Here is a 19,625-nt window from a genome sequence, read left to right as displayed (position 1 = left end):
GAGCGTAGACCGGAGTCATGGACCTAGGAATCACCGGACGCACCGCCCTCGTCACCGGAGCCGACTCGGGCATCGGGCTCGCGACCGCGAGGCTGCTCCTCGCCGAGGGCGCGACCGTCGTCGTGTCGGACCGCGATCAGGAGAAGCTCGATGCGGCGGCCGCGGAGCTCGACGCGCCGGAGGGACGCCTGCACGCCTTCGCCGCCGACGTCACGAGCGTCGAGGAGCTCGCCGCCCTGCACGCGCAGGTAGCCGAGGCCGTCGGGGAGATCGACATCCTCGTGCAGAGCGCGGGCATCACCGGCGCCCAGGGCCTCTTCCACGAGATCGACGACGAGGGCTGGACCAGCACGCTCGAGACCGACCTGCTCGGCCCGGTCCGGCTCGTGCGCGAGTTCCTCCCCGACCTGCGGAGCGGCGGATGGGGGCGGCTCGTGCTCGTCGCCTCCGAGGACGCGGTGCAGCCCTACGACGACGAGCTTCCGTACTGCGCCGCGAAGGCCGGGGTCCTCGCTCTGGCCAAGGGCCTCTCGCGCTCGTACGCGCTCGAGGGCCTCCTCGTGAACGCGGTCTCGCCCGCGTTCATCCGGAGCCCCATGACCGACGCATGATGCAGAAGCGCGCCGACCAGAGGGGAACGTCGACGGACGAGGCGATCGCGTCGTTCCTCGACGAGGAGCGGCCCTACATGGAGCTCAAGCGCCGCGGTGAGACCGACGAGGTCGCGGCCGTGATCGCGTTCCTCTGCTCCGACCGCGCCTCGTTCGTGAACGGGTCGAACTACCGCGTCGACTCTGGATCCGTCGCCACGATCTGAGCCGGGCGTCCCGCGCCCGGAGTCAACCCCCCTTCGCTCACGGCCCCCGTCCGGGCGCCGTCCAGGCGGAGCGGCCACACTCGATGGAGGGGATCACCCCGACACCGTCAAGAGAAAGGATCGGTCCATGACCACCACCCTCGAACGCCACGTCGAAGCCCCCGCCGGCTCCGGAGCCAAGACCAGCCGTCGTCAGAACGCCGAGAAGGGCTTCAAGGCCTCGAAGGAGCTGCTCGACAGCCTCCAGATCGTCCTCGTCGACCTGATCGAGCTCCACGTGCAGGGCAAGCAGGCGCACTGGAACGTCGTCGGCAAGAACTTCCGCGACCTGCACCTGCAGCTCGACGAGATCATCGAGGCCGCGCGCGAGTTCAGCGACGACATCGCCGAGCGCATGCGCGCGCTGCACGGGATCCCGGACGGCCGCAGCGACACCGTCGCGGCGACCACCACGCTGCCCGAGTACCCGCACGGCGAGATCGACACCGCCGAGACGGTCGACCTCGTCACCATCCGCCTCGAGAACACCGCCGCCACCATGCGCGAGGTGCACGACCAGGTGGACGAGGAGGACCCGACCAGCGCGGACCTCCTGCACGCGATCATCCAGAGCCTGGAGCAGTTCGCCTGGATGGTGTCGGCCGAGAACCGCCGCACCTCCACCGCGAAGTAGCACTCCGCAGCACCGACGACAGAGGGACCCCGCATGACGCGGGGTCCCTCTTCGCGTGCACGGGCGTAGGCGGGTCTCGATACGCCCCTGCGGGGCTGCTCGACCAGCGGGAGGCGGCGATCCCTCTGCTGATCGAGCAGCGCGCGCAGCGCGGGTCTCGAGATCCACGTCCTCCGGGCCCCGGGGCGTCCGCTCGGCCCGCGACAGTAGGGTCGAGGGCATGAGCACGCAGGTTTCCGAGCTGTTCGACGCGAGCCGGTGGGAGCCGGTGCGCGGCTTCGACGCTCTCGAGGACATCACCTACCACCACGACCGCACCGGGCGCATCGCCCGCGTCGCCTTCGACCGGCCGGAGGTGCGCAACGCGTTCCGCCCGCGCACCGTCGACGAGCTCTACAACGCCCTCGAGGACGCCCGGACGAATCCGCGCATCGGAGTCGTGATCCTCACCGGCAACGGCCCGAGCCCGAAGGACGGCGGCTGGGCCTTCTGCTCCGGCGGCGATCAGCGCATCCGCGGTCGCGACGGCTACCGCTACTCCGACGGCGAGACGGCCGAGGGGATCGACGCCGCGCGCTCGGGCCGGCTGCACATCCTCGAGGTGCAGCGCCTCATCCGCTTCATGCCCAAGGTCGTGCTCGCCGCGGTGCCCGGCTGGGCGGCCGGCGGCGGCCACTCGCTGCACGTGGTCTGCGACCTCACGATCGCCTCGGCCGAGCACGGCCGCTTCAAGCAGACCGACGCCGACGTCGGCTCGTTCGACGCGGGCTACGGGTCGGCGTACTTCGCCCGTCAGATCGGGCAGAAGGCGGCCCGCGAGGTCTTCTTCCTCGCCCGCGAGTACTCCGCCCAGCGCGCCTACGAGATGGGCGCGGTGAACGCGGTGGTGCCGCACGCCGAGCTCGAGACGACGGCGCTGGAGTGGGCCGAGACGATCCTGACCAAGTCGCCGACCGCGATCCGCATGCTCAAGTACGCGTTCAACGCGGTCGACGACGGACTCGTCGGCCAGCAGCTGTTCGCCGGCGAGACGACGCGCCTCGCCTACGGCACCGACGAGGCCGTCGAGGGCCGCGACTCCTTCCTCGAGAAGCGCGACCCCGACTGGTCGCCGTTCCCGTGGCAGTACTGAGCGCATGACCCGGGAGCTGATCGCGGTCGACCCCGCTCCGGAGCAGGTGCTGATCGCCCTGCGCGCGGCGCTCGACGGCAGCGGCCCGGCGATCCGCGTCGCCGCACCCGGAGCGCCCGGGTCCGCCGCCGCGGTGGTGCCGCAGCGCGTGGCCGTCGTGGTCGAGACCTCGGGCTCCTCCGGTCCGCCCAAGCGGGTCGCTCTCGCGACCGGGGCGCTGCTGACCAGCGCCGCCGCCACCCTCACCGAGCTCGGCGGACCGGGCCGCTGGCTGCTGTGCCTCCCGACCCACTACATCGCGGGGGTGCAGGTGCTCGTGCGCTCGATCACCGCCGACGCCGATCCGGTCGTCCTGCCCGAGGGGCACTTCGATCCGCTCGCGTTCCTGGAGCTCGCCCGGACGATGCCCGCGGGCGAGCGCCGCTACTCCTCCCTCGTGCCGGTGCAGCTCGCGCGCCTGCTCGACGCGGCGGAGGCGGACCCGGCCCGGGCCGCGACGCTCCGCTCGTTCGACGCGCTGCTGATCGGCGGCCAGGCGGCGCCGCGACCGCTGCGCGAGCGCGCCGCCGCGCTGGGCGTGCCGGTGCGCCTGACCTACGGGTCGAGCGAGACCGCGGGCGGCTGCGTCTACGACGGGTCGCCGCTGCGCGACGTGCGCGTCCGGATCGACGACGGCCAGGTGCTGCTCGGCGGGCCGACCCTCGCCGAGGGCTACCTCGACGCGGACGGCGGGATCGACGTGGATCGCACGGCCGCCGCCTTCACGAGCATCGCGGGGGAGCGCTGGTACCGCACGGGCGACGCGGGCGAGCTCGTCGACGGCCGACTCCGGGTGACCGGCCGCCTCGACCGGGTGATCGTCTCGGGCGGCGAGAAGGTCTCGCTCGACGCGGTCGAGAAGGTGCTGCGCGACGGCCCCGTCCCCGATGCGGTCGTCGTGCGCCGGGCCGACGCCGAGTGGGGCGAGGTGCCGGTCGTGGTGACGGCGGCGGCCGCCGCACCCGCACTCGCCGACGTGAGGACGGCTGTGCAGGACGCTCTCGGCCGGGTCGCCCGGCCCGTCGCGGTCGTGCGCGTGGACGCCGTGCCGCTGCTCGCCTCCGGCAAGCCGGACCGCCGTGCGCTGGAGGGCCTCGCCGCGACCGCGGACTGAGGCGTCTCGGTAGGATTCCCTCCGTGTCGAGTACGAGTCGCAAGAAGAAGCCGCAGGCGAAGCCCCGGAGCGGCCGTCCGGGCGGCAACCCGCAGAAGGTGCAGGTGGCGCCGGCCGGCGCACGCGAGTGGATCGCCGGAGCGCGCCTGCGCACCCTTCCGCTCGCGATCGCTCCCGTCCTCATCGGCACCGGAGCCACGCAGGTCACCGACGAGGGCTGGCACTGGGTGCGCGCCCTGCTCTGCCTCGCCGTCTCGCTCGCCCTGCAGATCGGCGTGAACTACGCCAACGACTACTCCGACGGCGTGCGCGGCACGGACGCGAACCGCGTCGGCCCCTCGCGCCTCACCGGCTCCGGAGCGGCGAAGCCGAAGCAGGTGCTCACGGTCGCCCTGGTCTTCTTCGGCCTCGCCGCCGTCGCCGGACTCGTGCTCACCGTGCTGTCCGGCCACTGGTGGTTCCTGCTCGTGGGCGCCGCCGCCATCGCCGCCGGCTGGTTCTACACGGGCGGACGCCGCCCCTACGGCTACCTCGGACTCGGCGACGTGTTCGTCTTCGTCTTCTTCGGCCTCGTGGCCACCGTCGGCACCACCTTCGTGCAGATCGGCCGCACCAACCAGGAGTCGTGGCTCGGCGCGGTCGCCGCCGGCCTCTTCGCCTGCGCGGTCCTGATGGTCAACAACATCCGCGACATCCCCACCGATCGCGCCTCGGGCAAGCGCACGCTCGCCGTGATCGTCGGCCCGACCGTCGCCCGCGCGCTGTACAGCGCGTTCGTGCTGGTGCCCTTCGGCATCTCGGTGATCCTGGCGCTGTTCTACCCGCTCGCCTGGCTGACGCTCTTCGTGCTGCTCGCGATCCTGCCGGCGATCCTCATCACGCTGACGGCACGGACGGCGAAGGAGCTGATCCTGGCTCTGCAGCTGACGAGCCTGGGCGGGCTCGCCTACGCGGCGATCCTGGCGGCGGCGCTCGCGTTCTGAGGCGCGGCGGGGTGCCTGCGGACCGCCCCGAGCCCTCAGTCGTTCAGGACGCGACAATAGGTTAGGCTACCCTTGCCTACGAGTGATCCTCATCTCTACTCTGGCGGTACCGATCGGGGTGCTCGAAGAGGGCGTCCCCGCTGTGTCCTCTGAGGAGATCCATGCGCGCTCGTCGCTCCGTCCTGCCCCTCCTGCTCGTGCCGGTCCTGCTGCTCTGCGGGTGTGCCTCTCCCGGAGGCGTCGATGTCGGCGTCGATGACGGGTCGAGCGGCGATCCCGCCGTCCGAACGGTCGAGACGGTGTTCGGAGCGGTCGAGGTGCCCGCCGTTCCGGAGCGCGTCGTGGTCGTCCAGTCACGGGCCCTCGACCTCGCGCTCGCCCTCGGCGTCCCCGCTGTCGGCTCGACCTACTGGTCGAAGGTGAACTCGGTCCCCGCGTACCTCGAGGACGAGGTGCCGACCGACTTCGTCCTGGTGGGGAACGACGACGAGCCCGACTTCGAGGCCATCGCGGCGCTGCAGCCCGACCTCATCATCGGCGACGAGGGCGTCGAGCCGAACCTCGCGACGTTCCAGGACATCGCGCCCGTCGCCGCCTACGCGTCCGTGGGCGCGGAGGGCGACTTCGACTGGCGCACCCAGCTGGAGTCCGTCGCGGAGTTCACCGGGACCCGGGACAGAGCGGAGGAGGTGCTGTCGGAGTTCGAGGCGATGGTCGCCGAGCTGGACGCGGACGTCGAGATCCCCGGCCAGACCGTCGCGCCCCTGCGGGTCCGCGCAGACCAGGTGCGATGGCACCTCCCCGGGACCTTCGCCGGCGCGCACGTGCTGTCCTCGATGCGGAACGTCACGCTGCCCTCGCCGGTGGTGCCGAGCGAGAACGGGAACTGGTCGGTCATCCCGGCGGAGCGGCTGGACACGATCGACACGGATCGCGTCATCGCGTTCCTCGACAGCGACGAGGCCTACCGGGTGCTCGAAGGACAGTCGCTCTGGCAGCAGACCCCCGCCGTCCGGAACGGCGGGGTCTGCACGACCGACGAGCTCGACGCCTGGATCCTCGGGGGCCCCTTCGCCGCCGAGGTCGTGGCGGCGGACGTCCGTGCCTGCCTCGCCTCCTGACACGGAGGCGGTCGTCGCGGGGACGACGCGGGCGCAGGCGGGGAGCCCGCGGCCGTCCCAGGTCGACCGGCGCGCGCGCCCCGGTCGCTCGGTCGTCCTCTGCGTCCTCCTCCTCGTGCTCGCCGTCGGCGCGAGCTTCTCCGTGGGAGCGGCGGCCGTCCCGCTGGAGGACGTCTGGGCTGCGCTCGGCGGGGGAGGTTCGGAGGACGCCCGCATCGTGATGCAGGAGCTCCGTCTCCCGCGCACGGTCGCGGCGGTCGTCGTCGGCTCCGCACTGGCGGTCGCAGGAGCGATCATGCAGGCACTGGTGCGGAACCCGCTGGCCGATCCCGGAGTGCTCGGCGTCAACGCGGGCGCCGCTGTGGCCGTCGCGATCGCCGTCTCCCTGCTGGGTGTCCGGTCGGTCCACGCGTACGCCGGCTTCGCCTTCGCGGGCGCCCTGATCGTCACCGTGCTCGTCCAGCTCGCGGCGACGTCGGGGGTCGGCCCGGTCACCGGCAGCCGATTGCTGATGGGTGGGGTCGCCGTCGCCGCTGCGCTGGGAGGCGTCACGTCCGCGCTGTCCGTGCTCCACGCCGACGCGTTCGATCAGATGCGCTTCTGGAGCGCGGGATCGCTCGTCGGCCGGTCGTTCGACATCGTGCTCCCAGTGGTGCCGTTCCTCGGCGCCGGACTGCTCCTCGCCCTGCTCGCGGCGTCGTCCCTGAACGCCTTCGCGCTCGGCGAGGACTCCGCGCGGGCGCTCGGCGCGACGGTCTCGAGCACGCGCATCCTGGCGGTCGGGGCGGTCACCCTCCTCGCCGGCGGCGCGACCGCGATCGCCGGTCCCCTCGCCTTCGTCGGGTTGATGGTGCCCCACCTCGCCCGTCGGATGGTCGGGGTCGACCACCGGTGGATCGTCGTCTGCAGTGCGCTGCTCGGCCCGGTGCTGGTCCTGCTGGCGGATGTCGTCGGACGTGCGGCCACACCGGGTGAGCTGCCGGTCGGAGTGGTGACCGCCTTCCTCGGCGCTCCCGTGCTGATCGCCGTCGCGCGTCACCGGGGGAGTCGCGCGTGATCTCCGTCGTCCGGTCGCGCCGGATCTCGTTCCGCGTCCCCACCCGCCTCGTAGCGGTGTGCCTCGCCCTGGCAGCGGCGACGGTCCCCGTGGTGATCGCCTCCCTCTGCCTCGGACGGTTCTGGGTCCCCGCCGACGAGGTGCTGAGCTCCCTGCTCGGGCGAGCCGACGGCATGGCGGCGACGGTGGTCGTGGAGTGGCGGCTCCCACGGGTTCTGGCAGCTCTCGGGTTCGGGGCGGCGCTCGGCGCTGCAGGAGCGGTGTTCCAGTCGCTCACGCGGAATCCGCTGGGCTCGCCCGACGTCATCGGCTTCACCACAGGAGCGCACACCGGCGCGATGATCGCGATCGTGTTCCTCGGGGGAGCCTTCGGCGTCACCTCGGTCTCCGCGGTCCTCGGAGGAGCCCTCACCGCTGCCGCCGTCTTCCTGATCGCGCGCGGGACGAGCGGTGCGGGAGCCGGCATCGTCGTCGTCGGGATCGCGATCACCGCCGTCCTCTCGTCCGTCAACGTCTGGCTCCTGCTGACGGCCGACCTCCGCGCCGCTCTGAGTGCTGCGTTCTGGGGGATGGGCTCGCTGAACGGGCTGCAGTGGGAGCGGGTCGCCCCGGCCCTCCTGCTCCTCCTCCCGCCGCTGGTCCTCGTCGTCCTGCTCTGGCGCCGTGCCGAGCTGCTCGAGATGGGGGAGGACGCCGCTGGGGCTCTCGGAGTCCGCCCGGATCCGACGCGTCTCGCTCTGATCGCCTGCGGTGTCCTCCTCACCGCGGTCGTGACCGCGGTGGCGGGTCCGGTGGCCTTCATCGCGCTGGTCGCGCCGCAAGTGGCGCGGAGGACGGCGAGGACGTCGTCGGTCGAACCGGTCACCGCCGCCGCGACGGGAGCACTGCTCCTCGCCGCCTCGGATCTCGCGGCGCAGCACGCGTTCGGAGGGGCGCTCATCCTTCCGGTGGGAGTGGTGACCGCGGGCCTGGGAGGCTGCTACCTCCTCTGCGCGATCGTCCTCGCAGCACGACGGGAGGGGCGGGCGTGAACGACTCCGACAGGTCGAGCAGTCCGGAGTCCAGCAGGCTCGTCGCCGACCGCCTCACGCTCGCCTACGAAGGGAGGGTCGTGGTCGAGGAGGTCGACGTCCGCGTACCGACCTCCGGGTTCACGGCGATCATCGGTCCCAACGGCTGCGGGAAATCGACGCTCCTGCGCAGTCTGGCCCGCGTCGTCGCTCCGCACCGCGGCGTCGTCCGCCTCGACAGCAGGGATCTCGCCGGCTACCGCTCCAAAGAGCTGGCGCGTCTGGTGAGCCTGCTCCCTCAGTCGCCGACGGCACCGGAGGGCATCGAGGCCGGTGAGCTCGTCGCCCGAGGCCGCTTCCCTCACCAGACACCTTTCCAGCGCTGGTCGGACCAGGACGAGCGGGCCGTCGCCCGGGCGATGGCGGCGACCGACGTGGAGCCGCTCGCGGGGCGACCGGTCGGTGCGCTCTCGGGAGGCCAGCGCCAGCGCGTGTGGGTGGCTCTGACTCTGGCCCAGGAGACCGACATCCTCCTGCTCGACGAGCCGACCACGTACCTCGACGTCGCCCATCAGATCGAGGTCCTGGACCTCCTGGCCGATCTCCACGACGAGGGACGCTCCGTCGTGGCGGTCCTGCACGACCTCAACCACGCCGCCCGGTACGCGACCCACCTCGTCGTGATGCACGAGGGGAGGATCCTCGCCGAGGGGGACCCGAAGGAGGTGCTCACGGCCGAGCTGATCGCCCGGGCGTTCGGACTGCAGGCGGTGGTGATCGAGGATCCGGAGACGCACACGCCCCTCATCGTCCCTCGCGCACGCCGTGCCCGGCGACGATGACCGGGTGGCTCGCGCCGGACGATCACGACCCCTCGAGCCGTGCGGCTTCGGCTACCGCTCCTACCGCTCCTCGCGCGAGCGGTCGACGGCGGCGTCCTCGATGTCGTCGTCGGTCGGAGCGCGCGGCACGTCCTTGCGGCGCTCGTAGATCGCCTGCGCGATGGTCTCGCGGGGCTTGCGCAGCACGATGTACGACAGCGACATGCTCGCGACGGCGGCGATCACTCCCGCGGTCACCGCGGCGGTGAGGTCGGAGTCGAGGAACGTGCGCGCCGGCAGGTACACCAGCACGAAGACACCGGCGAACATCGCCAGACGCAGGAGCGAGTAGACGACGACGGCGCGGCTGAGTTTCACCGGGACAGTGTACGTCGGGCCCCTGCGCGGGAGCGGCTGCACACCCGTCCGTGAGCACCCCGGGAGCCTCCTGTCCAGCCTCCGAGCGCCCGGTCGGCGAACAGCGGGCGGACGTAGACTGAATTCCGTGATCCGCCTCTTCATCGGCCTGCTCGTGGCCCTCGCCGTCTTCACGGTCTACACCGTGATCGACGTCGCGATGAGCAACCGGCACGCGGTGCGCGCGATCCCCAAGTGGTCCTGGATCCTGGTCGTCCTCCTGCTGCCGCTGATCGGCGCGGGCCTGTGGTTCTGGATCGGCCGCCCGCGGAAGGACCGCTCGGCGGGCCGGCGCTTCACGGCCCCGGACGACGACCCCGACTTCCTCGGCACGATCCGCCAGGAGCGCGATCCCGAGAAGGAGCGCGAGCAGGCCGAGCGCATCGCGCAGCTCGAGCGCGACCTGGCCGACCTCGACGACCCCGACAAGTCCGACGGCCCCGGCCGACTGGATGCCTGAGCACCCTCCGGTCGCGCCCTCCACCCGTTCCGCGGTCGACCTCCTCACCCGCTTCGTCGCGCTCGGCGTCCGCGACGTCGTCGTGGCTCCGGGCTCGCGGTCCCAGGCGCTCGCCCTCGTGGCGGCCGAGCTCGAGACCCGCGGTGCGATCCGCCTGCACGTGCGCGTCGACGAGCGCTCCGCCGGATTCCTCGCCCTGGGGCTCGCGCTCGAGACCGGGCTCCCCGCCCTGGTGATCACCACCTCCGGGACCGCGACCGCGAACCTGCACCCCGCCGTGCTCGAGGCCGACGCCTCGGACGTGCCGCTGATCGTGCTCACCGCCGATCGCCCGGACGAGCTGCGCGGCATCCGCTCGAACCAGACGACGGAGCAGCGCGAGCTCTACGGCCGCGCCGTGCGGCTGTTCGAGGACGTCGCCGCCCCTGGTCCCTCGTCGCTGCCTGAGGAGGCCGCCGCGCTCGCCGACCGCGCCTTCTCGGCGGCCCTGCATCCGAGCGGGCCCGTGCACCTCAACCTCGCGTTCCGCGATCCCCTGTCCTCGCGCCTGCCGGAGTTCGAGGTCCCGCCGGCGGCCGAGCCGCTCGCCGCAGGGCCGTCGGAGGAGGTCGAGCGCGTCGCCGCCGGTCCCGACGAGCCGCTGACGGTCGTCATCGCCGGAGACAAGGCGGGGGACGTCGCGGAGGCCGTCGCGCGCGCGGGCGACTGGCCGCTGCTCGCCGAGGTCTCCTCCGGGGCGCGCTTCGGACCGCAGCTCGTCGTCGCGTGGCGCCGGCTGCTCGGCGAGGCCGATTTCGGCGGACGCGTGCGCCGCGCGATCGTGTTCGGCCACCCGACGCTCTCGCGCGAGGTGCCGGAGCTCCTGCGCCGGAACGACGTCGAGGTGATCGTCGTCGACCGCGGCCGCCCGCAGTTCTACAACCCGGGCCGCCGCGCGCGCCGGGTCGCCGGGATCGAGGTGGTGCGCCCCTCCGACTCGCCGCGCCCCGACCGCGCCGAGCGCGCCTGGGCCGGGTCGTGGGTGTTCCGCAGCCGCGCGCTCGTCGTCGACCCCGACGCCCTGCCCGAGGTCGCCGACGGCGGCACCATGTCGCTGGAGGACCGCCGCGGCTTCGCCCGCAACGCCCTCGCGGCCGTGCGTGCGCCGCTGACCCGCGAGTTCGCGGTGTCGGCCGTCTGGCGCGTCACCTGGCCGCACGACCGCCTGCTCTTCGGGGCCTCGCGCCTCATCCGCGTGGCCGACGGGTCGCTGCCGGGCAAGAAGATCACCGTGCACGCCAACCGCGGCCTCGCGGGGATCGACGGCACGGTCTCGACCGCGCTCGGCATCGCGGTCGCCTCGCAGGCGGGCGAGCGGGGGGCCGCCGGAGTGACGCGCGTCGTCCTCGGCGATCTCACGCTGCTGCACGAGGCGGGCGGACTGATGCTCGCTCCCGGCGAGCGGCGTCCGCGGGTGCAGCTCGTCTCGTGAACGACGGGGGAGGCACGATCTTCGACGGCCTGGAGGTCGCGGCGAGCTCGGCGCCGGACGCGTTCGACCGGGTGCAGTTCACTCCGCAGTCGGTGGATCTGGAGTCGCTGGCGCGGGCGTACGGATGGGCGTACTCGCGGGTCTCGACCCGCGGCGAGCTGGAGCAGGCGCTGACGGCGCCGGGCGACGGGCCGGGGATCGTGGAGATCCCGCTGGGGCGCTGAGAGCGCGGTCGATCGGGACGATCAGGCACGCGTCGACGGCGCCCGCTCCCGAGCGCGCGCGGCGTCAGACGTCGACGGTGAGAGCGTCACCGGCTGCGCGCGAGACGCACGGGTACATCACGTCGGTCTCGGAGCCGCTCGTCAACGAGTCCCGGTGCTCCACAGCACCGTCGAGCACCCGCACCGCGCACGAGCCGCACACTCCGCGCAGGCACGAGCCCTCGACCTGGATGTTCTGCGCGCGGAGTGCCTGCAGCATGCTCCGATCGGCGGGGACCTCGACCGACACGTCGGAACCGAGGCAGTGCACGGTGAACGGCCGGTTCGAGCGCGGAGGGACGCGTCGCGGCTCGAATCGCTCGAGTCGCAGCGAGCCCGCGGGCCAGGCCGTCATCGCGGCCGTGACGCCGGTGAGGAAGCGGGCGGGTCCGCAGGCCGAGACGACGGCGCCCGGGCGGGGCTCGGCGAGCAGGGCGTCCAGGTCGAGGCGGCCGCCGTGATCGGGCGAGTGGATCCTGGCGCCGAGTCGCGCCAGTTCGTGGCGGAAGGGGACGGACGCCTCGCCGCGCACCGCGAGGTCGAGCGACCACGTCGCTCCGGCGGCCTCGAGCGATCGCGCGTGCGGAAGCAGCGCGGTGATCCCGATGCCCGCGGCGAGCAGGACGTGCTCGCGCGCCTCGACGAGGGGGAACAGGTTCCGCGGCGGCCGCGCGTGCACGCGGCTCCCGACACGGAGGAACTCGTGGACGTACATCGATCCGCCGCGGGACAGCTCCTCGCGGAGCACCGCGATGCGGTACGTCGACGTGTCCGCCGGGTCGCCGCAGAGCGAGTACTGGCGCTCCTGGCGGGTGATCAGCTGCAGATCGAGGTGCGCGCCCGGCTCCCACGGCGGCAGCGGGGCGCCGACCGGGTCGGCCAGGGTGAGCGAGACGATGTCTCTCGCCTCCACCGTGATCGCGGTCACGACGAGGGGCGACCGGCCGTCACGGGCGCCCATGTCAGCAGGTTCTCATCAGTACAGCGTGCGGTAGTCGACCACGGAGGCCTCGTCGATCGCGCAGGCGAGGTCCGGTCCGAGCCCCGAGGCCTCCGCCCACATCGTGCCGGCGCTCGGGACCTCCCCGGCGAGGTCCTGCATCTCCGGATCCCAGAGCCGCGAGCGCAGCAGGGCGCGTCCGCAGTGCAGGTACACCTGCTCGATGTCGACGACGGTCGCGAGGTCCGGCACGACCTGGTCCTGCTCGAGCATCCGCAGCAGCGCCGGATCGTCGGTGACGTACGCCGAGCCGTTGATCCGGAGCGTCTCGGTCATGCCCGGCACGAAGCAGACGAGTCCGACGCGGCCGTTCTCGAGGATGTTCGAGAAGGAGTCGGCGAGGCGGTTGCCGAGGCGGTCGGGGATCACCGCGGTGCGGTCGTCGAGGGCCCGGATGAAGCCCGGGTGGTCCCCCCGCGGCGAGCAGTCGCAGCGGCCGGAGGCGTCGCTCGTCGAGAGGCAGGCGAACGGGGAGTGGGCCAGGAACACCCGGCTGCTGCGGTCGAGGCGGTCCAGGATCTTGGCGGTCGTCGGCGGCTCGATCTCGCCGAGGGTCTCGCGCAGCTGCGCCGCCGAGACGGAGCGGAAGCGGCTCACCGACCGTGCCGTTCCAGCGCGTCCCAGGCCGCCTCGGCGAGGGTCTCGGCGTGCAGACCGAGCAGGGAGTCGTCGAAGACGGCGGCCTCCGAGTGCATCGACGGCGCTCCCTCGGCGGCGACGCCGGGTGGGCGCACCCCGAGGAAGAGGAGGGTGCCGGGCACCTCGTCGAGCACGTAGGCGAAGTCCTCCGAGGCCATCGACGGCTCGGGCAGGCGGAGCACGCGGTCCTCGCCGTGCCGGGTCGCGAGCGCGGCGAGGACGTGCTGCGTCTCCTCCGGATCGTTGTACGTGACCGGGTAGGAGTCGATGAACTCGGTCTCGACGCGGCAGCCGTGCGCTCCGCTCACGCCCGTGACCAGCTCCTCGAGCGAGGACCGGACCAGCGCGAAGGTCTCGCGCGAGAGGGTGCGGATGTTGAGCAGCAGGTCGACCCGTGCGGCCAGCACGTTCGGCGCGGTGGAGTCGCTGACGATGCTGACGACCGAGACCACTGCGGGGTCGGTCGCGGGGACCCGGCGCGCCACGAACGTCTGCAGGGCCTGGACGATCGCGGCGGCCGCCGGGATCGGGTCGCGGGCGAGGTGCGGGAAGGCGGCGTGACCGCCGGAGCCCAGCACGGCGATGCGCATGCCGCTGGCGCTCGCCATCATCGGTCCGGGCCGCGACACGAACAGCCCGGAGTCGGTGGAGCAGTCGACGTGCATCGCGAAGGCCGCGACCGGCCGCTCGCCCGCTGCGTCGAGCACGCCCTCCTCGATCATCAGCCGGCCGCCGGCGAAGCCTCCTCGCCGGGCTGGAGCATGAGCACGACGGTGCCGGGCAGCTCGTCGCGGTGCTCGACGAGCAGGCGCGCGGCTCCGAGGAGGCCGGCCATGTGCAGGTCGTGGCCGCAGGCGTGCATGGCGCCGTTCGTCGCGGCGAAGGGCAGTCCGCTCGCCTCCACGACCGGCAGCGCGTCCATGTCGGCGCGCAGCAGCACGACGGGACCCGGGAGCCCGCCGCGGAGCACGGCGGTCACGGAGGAGAGGCCCTCGCCGGTCGAGATCTCGAGGCCGAGCGGGGCGAGCTCGGCGAGGAGGGCGGCCTGCGTGCGGGGGAGGTCGAGGCCGACCTCGGGGGAGGCGTGCAGCGCTCGCCGCAGTCGCACGAGGTCGTCGTGCACGCCCGCGGCGTCGAAGCGTCTCACGAGAGAGACCTGACGCGCCGCATCCGCTCGGCGAGAGCCGGGTGCCGGTAGGGCCCCGGCGCCTCGAGCGCGGTGGTGACGCGGTCGACGACCTCGTCGGGCTTGTCCTGGCTCATCTTCTCCTTGGCCTCGAAGCGCGTGACGCGCAGCCGGAACCCGACCGTGCCGTGCACGATGCGCTCGGCGTACGCCGTGTTCTCGGGAGTGATGCGCAGGCGGAACGGCTCGGGCAGCGGGTCCTCGAAGCGGTCGACGAGGCGCTCGAGCACCGCGAGGTTCTCGTCGTCGGACAGGATCTCCGGCACGCCCCACACGTGGACGGCGGCGAAGTTCCAGGTCGGCACGGCCTGGCGCACGCCGTACCAGCTGGGCGAGACGTAGCCGTGCGGGCCCTGGAAGACGACGGCCAGCTCGGACTCGCCGAGCCGGTGCAGGCGCTCGTCGGGGCGTCCGACGTGGCTGACGAGGACGACGCCGTCGCCGCCCTTCTCCTCGAGCAGGAACGGGTAGTGCGAGACGACGACGCCGTCGGGGGTGGCGCTCGCCATGGTCGCCCACGGGTGCTCGCGGATCAGCGCGCGGACCTCGGCGGGATCGGTCATGGCGTAGTCGGGGTTCTCACGCATCGGGGGTCCTCTCGGCGCGCAGCGCCGTCCGGGTCAGGGCGGCGGCGAACTCGGGCCAGAGCTGCTCGGGGATGTCGTGCCCCATCTCCTCGTAGAGGTGCAGCTCGGCCTGCGGCAGGATCCGCGCGGTCTCGAGAGCGGCGCTCCAGTGCAGGCTCTGGTCGCCGCGTCCGTGGATCACGGCGACGGGCACCGTGACGCGCGCCATCTCCTCCCGCCGCTCGAGCGGGCCGCGCAGCAGGGCGTTCCACTGGCGCACGAGTCCGGTGGGCGTGTAGGCGCGGTCGTAGTAGCGCGCAGCGAGGGCCGCGCTGGCCTGCTCGTCGAAGGGGAACCCGGGGGACTGGAAGTGCCGCTGCCCGCCGATGAACATCGCGATGTAGGCGTCGCGATCGAGTACCGGCGGGACCTCGGTCACGGGCTCGCCCGAGTGCTCGCCGACCAGGAACTCCGGGGCCGAGCTCAGCGAGGTCGACATCAGTCCGAGCGAGGCGACGCGCGACGGGTGCCGCATCGCGAGCAGCTGCGCGAGGAAGCCGCCCATCGACATGCCCGTGATGTGCGCGCGCTCGATGCCCAGGTGATCGAGCACCGCGACGACGTCGAGCGCCATGTCGGCGAGGTCGTAGCCGGCCCCTGTGTCATCGGGGCCGCCGGTGGCCTGGCTCAGCCCGATGTCGCGGTTGTCGGTGCGGACGACGAAGAAGCCGTGCTCGACGAGCAGCGCGCAGAAGCGCTCGTCCCAGCCGATCAGCTGCGCGCCTCCGCCGTGGAGCAGCACGAGCGGACGGCCGGAGGGGTCGCCCGTCGTCTCGTAGTGCACGTCGATGCCGACGGGCGTGGTGATCAGGGGCACGGGAGGTCCTGTCTCGGGAGGGGGTGCTCAGAGGGCGGTGAAGGTCGTGCGTCCGGCGAGGAGCGTCGCTGCGACCGGCATGGTGCGCAGCTGGTCGGCGTCGACTCCGGCCGGATCCGCGTCGACGAGGACGAGGTCGGCGCGCTCGCCGACGGCGACCGTCGCTCCGCGCGTGCTCGAGGCGAGCGCGACGTCCAGCGGCAGGCGCTCGGCGGGGTGCCAGGAGTCGCGGCCGTCGCGGCTGCGGCTGACCGCGGCGGCCAGCGAGATCCACGGGTCCAGCGGAGCGACGGGGGCGTCGGAGCCGAGGGCGAGCACCGCACCCGCCGCGTGCAGCGAGGCGAAGGCGAAGGAGCGATCGGTCCGTCCCTCCCAGTACCGGTCGGCCACGTCCCGGTCGTCCATCGCGTGCTCGGGCTGCACGCTGGCGACGAGTCCGAGGCGGCCGAAGCGCGCGAAGTCCTCACGGGCGACGAGCTGGGCGTGCTCGATGGTGCCGGCGAGGCCGAGCCGCTCGAAGACGTCGAGCACCTCGGCGTTCGCTCGGTCGCCGATGGCGTGCACGGCGGGCAGGATCCCGGCGTCGCGGGCGCGCACGAGCAGGCCCTCGACCTCCTCCGGTGCCACGCTCAGCACGCCGCAGGGGTGCGGATGGCCGGCAGCGATGCCGGGGTAGGGGTCGAAGCAGTAGGCGGTGCGGGTGTTGAGCGACCCGTCGACCACGATCTTGAGGCGCCCCATGGTGATCAGCCCGGCGTCGTCGAGCACGTCGCCCGTGCGGTGGCCGTCGGCGATCACGGCGTCGAGGCGGTCGGGCCACACCGAGGTCTCGACGCGGAGGGACGTGACCCCGGCCGCCGCGCGGGCCGGCCAGTCGTGCGTGTTGTCGCTGTTCTCGAACTCGACGACGCCGACCACCCCGCGGGCCGCGGCGGCGTCGGCGGTCTCCCGGTAGGCCGCCGCTCCGGGGCGGCCTCCCGCGTCGATGACGTCGAGGGTGCCGATCCACTCCGTCTCGCGCAGCATCCCGTCCTCGGGGACAGCGCGCCCGAAGCGGCGGGCGGCCGCGGAGTTCAACCAGCCGCAGTGCAGGTCGCCGCTGATCAGGACGACGGGGCGGTCCGGAGCGATCGCGCGAGAGCCGCGCGGGAGGGGGCGTCGGGCCAGAGCCCGTCGCGGAACCCGTAGCCCAGGAGCACGTCGTCGTCGCGTCGCGCGAGGGCCTCCCGCATGATCGCGACGGCCTCGGCGGCGCTCGTCGCGGGTGCGAGGTCGACCCGCTGCCGGCGGACGACCCACTGGGTGAAGTGCACGTGCGCGTCCCAGAAGCCGGGGAGCAGCCATCGGCTGTCGGCGTCGAGCACCTCGCCGGCCGGCGTCCCCGACCCGATCGCGGCGATCACTCCGTCGCGCAGCAGCACGTCGACGGGTCCGTCGTGCCCCGTGACGCGGGCTCGGCGGATCAGGGTCTCGGTCATGCGTCCTCCAGGTCGAGCGGGCGGCCCATGACGGGGACCGCGCGCAGCAGCTGCCGGGTGTAGGGATCGGCCGGGTCCGAGAGCACGGCGTCGGTCGACCCGTGCTCGACGACTCGGCCCCCGCGCATGACGGAGACCTCGTCGCTCACGTAGCGCACGACCGCGAGGTTGTGCGAGATGAAGAGCATGGTGAGCTGCAGTCGCTCCTGCAGCTCGCGCAGCAGATTGAGCACGACGCCCTGCACCGAGACGTCCAGGGCCGAGGTGATCTCGTCGGCGATCAGCACCTCCGGCTCGGCGGCGAGGGCGCGGGCGATCGTGATGCGCTGGCGCTGGCCCCCCGAGAACGCCGCGGGGCGGTCGTCGGCGCGCGCGGGGTCGATGTCGACCAGGTCGAGCAGCTCGCGCACGCGGTCGGCGCGGGCGGAGGCGGAGAACCGGCGGTCGGTCGCGAGCAGGCCCTCGGCGATCGACGCGCCCACCGGCATCCGCGGGTCGAGTGCCGACAGCGGGTCCTGGAACACCATCTGCACCCGCCGCCGGGCGGCACGGGCGGAGGGCGCGCGATCGGTGATGTCGACGCCGTCGAGCAGGATCCGCCCCGAGTGCAGCGGAGTGAGCCCGACCGCCACACGGGCGACGGTCGACTTGCCCGATCCGGACTCGCCGACGAGCCCGTGCGTGGTGCCGGGACGCACGGTCAGGTCGACGGAGTCGACGGCCGTCGTCGCCGCGCGGCCGTGGCCGAAGCGCACGGTGACCGCCTCGAAGCGCAGCTCGCTCATACCCGGGTCTCCTCGTCGATCGCCGCGATGACCGGCAGGGCGGTCGTGCGGTCGGTGGCCATGTCGGGCACGCAGGCGATGAGGCCGCGCGTGTAGGGGTGCTGCGCCTCGTCGAGTCGGGAGGCGTCGAGCTGCTCGACGACGCGTCCGTCGCGCATGACGACGATCCGGTCGCAGAAGCCGCTGACCAGTGCGATGTCGTGCGAGATGAAGAGGATCGCGGCGCCGGTCGCCTCCTGCGCCTCGCGCAGCGCCTGCATGACCTGGCGCTGCACGGTGACGTCGAGCGCGGTCGTCGGCTCGTCGGCGATGAGCAGCCGCGGCGTGCCCATGAGGCCCATCGCGATCATGGCGCGCTGGCGCATGCCGCCCGAGAACTCGTGCGGCAGCTGCCCGAGCCGCTTCTCGGGGTCGGGGATGCGGACGAGGTTGAGCACGTCGACCGCGCGGCGCAGCGACTCCGCTCGGCTCGTGCGGGCGTGCACCTCGCTCGCCTCGCGCAGCTGGCGGCCGATGGTGAGCGCGGGGTTCAGCGAGGTGAGCGGATCCTGGAACACCATCGCCTGCTCCAGCCCGAGCCGGCGCCGCTCGGCCGCGTTGGGCACCGCGGTCATGTCGATGCCGCGGAAGGCCAGCCGCTCGCTGGTGACGAGCGCGTCGGGGCCGAGCAGTCCCGCGACGGCGCTCGCCGTGACCGACTTGCCCGAGCCGCTCTCGCCGACGATGCCGACGGTCTCGCCGGGCCGGACGACCAGGTCGACGCCGTGGACGCGCTCGACGAGCCCGCCGTCGCGGTCGGGGAAGGAGACGCGCAGGCCCGACATCTCGACGACCGGCATGTCGTCGGTCGCCTCGGCCACCTGCTCGTCCGAGCGCCGGCGGCGCACGGCTTTCGGCGGCCGGCGCCGGGAGGTCTCGCTCGAGACCTCGCCGATCAGAGCGAAGACGACGCCGACGAGCACGATGGCGATGCCGGGTCCGATCGCGGCCATCGGATCGACGTAGATGCGCTTCGCCCCCTCGTTCAGCAGGCGGCCCCAGTCGTACTCGGGCGCCTGGACGCCGAGGCCGAGGAAGGACAGCGCCGCGAACGAGAGCAGGGTGACGGAGGCGTGCGCGGCCGAGTTAACGAGCAGCGGCGGCAGGATGTTCGGCACCACGTGCCGGACGGTCGTGCGGAGGGATCCGCTGCCGAGCATCCCGGCGGCGCGCACGTAGTCGCTCGACGCGACCGAGGCGGCCAGCGTCGAGGTGAGGCGGGCGAACACCGGCACGCCCGCGAAGCCGACGGCGAGCATCGCGCCGACCGCCGTCGTGCCCCAGATCACCGAGAAGAACAGGGCGAGCAGCAGCCACGGGAAGGACAGCAGGATGTCGATGAGCCCCGCGACCAGGCGCTGCAGCACCCGGGGGAGCAGCACGGCGACGACGCCCAGGAGGATCCCGCCGACGACCGAGATCGCGGTGGCCCCCAGGGTCAGCAGGACCGAGACGCGGGTCGCGACGACCACGCGGGCGAAGAGGTCGCGGCCGAGGTCGTCCGTGCCGAACGGGTGCGCGAGGCTCGCGCCGAGCTGGCGGTCGGGGATCGAGCGCTCGGTCGCCGCGTCGCCGAGCAGGATGGGCCCGAGGATCGTGGCGAGCACGACGAGCAGGAGGCCGACGGAGGCGGCGAGGCCCTGGGGCGTGCGCAGGGTGCGCGGCAGTCGCATGGTC

22 protein-coding genes and 1 pseudogene are annotated in these 19,625 nt (G+C 73.2%); 13 read left to right on the top strand and 10 right to left on the bottom strand.

The features are described from left to right. The first annotated feature begins 17 nt into the window (after positions 1 to 17). The 10 genes from B0T42_RS05335 to B0T42_RS05295 all read left to right on the top strand — a co-directional run bounded on the left by B0T42_RS05335 (position 18) and on the right by B0T42_RS05295 (position 8,788). Positions 18 to 611 (top strand): SDR family NAD(P)-dependent oxidoreductase, encoded by a 594-nt coding sequence (locus tag B0T42_RS05335; RefSeq protein ID WP_269087501.1) that lies wholly within the window; start codon positions 18 to 20, stop codon positions 609 to 611. Then, the gene (locus tag B0T42_RS21900; RefSeq protein ID WP_269087500.1) at positions 608 to 817 is read left to right on the top strand and encodes an SDR family oxidoreductase; all 210 of its coding nucleotides are present in this window, start codon (positions 608 to 610) and stop codon (positions 815 to 817) included. Before B0T42_RS05335 ends, B0T42_RS21900 begins: the two co-directional genes overlap by 4 nt. A gap of 127 nt (positions 818 to 944) precedes the next feature. Further along, a complete protein-coding gene (locus B0T42_RS05330) occupies positions 945 to 1,490 on the top strand; it encodes a Dps family protein (protein ID WP_055790487.1) in 546 nt (181 codons plus the stop codon). A 220-nt stretch (positions 1,491 to 1,710) separates the two neighbouring features. Then, complete coding sequence (locus B0T42_RS05325) at positions 1,711 to 2,622, top strand: 1,4-dihydroxy-2-naphthoyl-CoA synthase (protein WP_077222235.1); 912 nt, start codon at positions 1,711 to 1,713, stop codon at positions 2,620 to 2,622. A gap of 4 nt (positions 2,623 to 2,626) precedes the next feature. Further along, positions 2,627 to 3,775: an AMP-binding protein gene (locus B0T42_RS05320; RefSeq protein WP_077222234.1), complete on the top strand. Its 1,149-nt coding sequence runs from the start codon at positions 2,627 to 2,629 to the stop codon at positions 3,773 to 3,775. A gap of 23 nt (positions 3,776 to 3,798) precedes the next feature. Further along, positions 3,799 to 4,758 (top strand): 1,4-dihydroxy-2-naphthoate polyprenyltransferase, encoded by a 960-nt coding sequence (locus B0T42_RS05315; protein ID WP_094742683.1) that lies wholly within the window; start codon positions 3,799 to 3,801, stop codon positions 4,756 to 4,758. Between the two features lie 161 nt (positions 4,759 to 4,919). Further along, positions 4,920 to 5,879: an ABC transporter substrate-binding protein gene (locus B0T42_RS05310; protein ID WP_077222233.1), complete on the top strand. Its 960-nt coding sequence runs from the start codon at positions 4,920 to 4,922 to the stop codon at positions 5,877 to 5,879. Then, a complete protein-coding gene (locus B0T42_RS05305) occupies positions 5,860 to 6,936 on the top strand; it encodes a FecCD family ABC transporter permease (protein WP_077222232.1) in 1,077 nt (358 codons plus the stop codon). Before B0T42_RS05310 ends, B0T42_RS05305 begins: the two co-directional genes overlap by 20 nt. Continuing rightward, on the top strand, positions 6,933 to 7,967 hold the full coding sequence (locus tag B0T42_RS05300) for a FecCD family ABC transporter permease (RefSeq protein WP_077222231.1): 1,035 nt from the start codon (positions 6,933 to 6,935) through the stop codon (positions 7,965 to 7,967). Before B0T42_RS05305 ends, B0T42_RS05300 begins: the two co-directional genes overlap by 4 nt. Then, positions 7,964 to 8,788: an ABC transporter ATP-binding protein gene (locus tag B0T42_RS05295; RefSeq protein WP_077222230.1), complete on the top strand. Its 825-nt coding sequence runs from the start codon at positions 7,964 to 7,966 to the stop codon at positions 8,786 to 8,788. The genes B0T42_RS05300 and B0T42_RS05295 overlap by 4 nt, the downstream gene beginning before the upstream one ends. 60 nt (positions 8,789 to 8,848) lie before the next feature. Here the strand turns inward: B0T42_RS05295 and B0T42_RS05290 are convergent, their stop codons facing one another. Continuing rightward, entirely contained in the window at positions 8,849 to 9,145 is a 297-nt protein-coding gene (locus B0T42_RS05290; protein WP_055790499.1) for a DUF4229 domain-containing protein, read from the bottom strand. A gap of 127 nt (positions 9,146 to 9,272) precedes the next feature. On the opposite strand from B0T42_RS05290, the gene B0T42_RS05285 reads away from it, so the two are divergent. From B0T42_RS05285 to B0T42_RS22250, 3 genes are read left to right on the top strand one after another with little or no spacing between them, the layout of a single operon-like run. Beyond that, positions 9,273 to 9,644, top strand: a complete 372-nt coding sequence (locus B0T42_RS05285) for a PLDc N-terminal domain-containing protein (RefSeq protein ID WP_077222228.1) — start codon at positions 9,273 to 9,275, stop codon at positions 9,642 to 9,644. Then, complete coding sequence (menD, locus tag B0T42_RS05280; protein ID WP_342418207.1) at positions 9,637 to 11,115, top strand: 2-succinyl-5-enolpyruvyl-6-hydroxy-3-cyclohexene-1-carboxylic-acid synthase; 1,479 nt, start codon at positions 9,637 to 9,639, stop codon at positions 11,113 to 11,115. The genes B0T42_RS05285 and menD overlap by 8 nt, the downstream gene beginning before the upstream one ends. After that, positions 11,112 to 11,339 (top strand): thiamine pyrophosphate-dependent enzyme, encoded by a 228-nt coding sequence (locus tag B0T42_RS22250; RefSeq protein WP_342418206.1) that lies wholly within the window; start codon positions 11,112 to 11,114, stop codon positions 11,337 to 11,339. The genes menD and B0T42_RS22250 overlap by 4 nt, the downstream gene beginning before the upstream one ends. Positions 11,340 to 11,403: 64 nt before the next feature. Here the strand turns inward: B0T42_RS22250 and B0T42_RS05275 are convergent, their stop codons facing one another. From B0T42_RS05275 to B0T42_RS05240, 9 genes and pseudogenes are all read right to left on the bottom strand, one after another. Next, a complete protein-coding gene (locus B0T42_RS05275; RefSeq protein ID WP_077222227.1) occupies positions 11,404 to 12,339 on the bottom strand; it encodes a PDR/VanB family oxidoreductase in 936 nt (311 codons plus the stop codon). Between the two features lie 15 nt (positions 12,340 to 12,354). Continuing rightward, complete coding sequence (locus B0T42_RS05270; RefSeq protein WP_201788488.1) at positions 12,355 to 12,975, bottom strand: MSMEG_1061 family FMN-dependent PPOX-type flavoprotein; 621 nt, start codon at positions 12,973 to 12,975, stop codon at positions 12,355 to 12,357. Further along, positions 12,972 to 13,939, bottom strand: a pseudogene (locus B0T42_RS05265) (M20 metallopeptidase family protein). Before B0T42_RS05265 ends, B0T42_RS05270 begins: the two are co-directional and overlap by 4 nt. A 221-nt stretch (positions 13,940 to 14,160) precedes the next feature. Next, positions 14,161 to 14,790, bottom strand: a complete 630-nt coding sequence (locus B0T42_RS05260) for an FMN-binding negative transcriptional regulator (protein WP_077222226.1) — start codon at positions 14,788 to 14,790, stop codon at positions 14,161 to 14,163. Then, complete coding sequence (locus tag B0T42_RS05255; RefSeq protein WP_077222225.1) at positions 14,783 to 15,646, bottom strand: alpha/beta fold hydrolase; 864 nt, start codon at positions 15,644 to 15,646, stop codon at positions 14,783 to 14,785. Before B0T42_RS05255 ends, B0T42_RS05260 begins: the two co-directional genes overlap by 8 nt. A 27-nt stretch (positions 15,647 to 15,673) precedes the next feature. Continuing rightward, positions 15,674 to 16,723 (bottom strand): amidohydrolase family protein, encoded by a 1,050-nt coding sequence (locus tag B0T42_RS05250; protein ID WP_342418205.1) that lies wholly within the window; start codon positions 16,721 to 16,723, stop codon positions 15,674 to 15,676. Between the two features lie 26 nt (positions 16,724 to 16,749). After that, complete coding sequence (locus B0T42_RS22245) at positions 16,750 to 17,124, bottom strand: amidohydrolase family protein (RefSeq protein ID WP_342418204.1); 375 nt, start codon at positions 17,122 to 17,124, stop codon at positions 16,750 to 16,752. Continuing rightward, the gene (locus B0T42_RS05245) at positions 17,121 to 17,909 is read right to left on the bottom strand and encodes an ABC transporter ATP-binding protein (protein WP_077222224.1); all 789 of its coding nucleotides are present in this window, start codon (positions 17,907 to 17,909) and stop codon (positions 17,121 to 17,123) included. Before B0T42_RS05245 ends, B0T42_RS22245 begins: the two co-directional genes overlap by 4 nt. Then, a complete protein-coding gene (locus B0T42_RS05240; RefSeq protein WP_236720137.1) occupies positions 17,906 to 19,621 on the bottom strand; it encodes a dipeptide/oligopeptide/nickel ABC transporter permease/ATP-binding protein in 1,716 nt (571 codons plus the stop codon). Before B0T42_RS05240 ends, B0T42_RS05245 begins: the two co-directional genes overlap by 4 nt. Between the last annotated feature and the right edge of the window lie 4 nt (positions 19,622 to 19,625).

Source organism: Rathayibacter rhapontici (assembly GCF_001995175.1).
Lineage (GTDB): Bacteria > Actinomycetota > Actinomycetes > Actinomycetales > Microbacteriaceae > Rathayibacter.
Note: the sequence above shows the minus strand (reverse complement) of the source record. Positions and strands in the feature narration are given on the sequence as shown.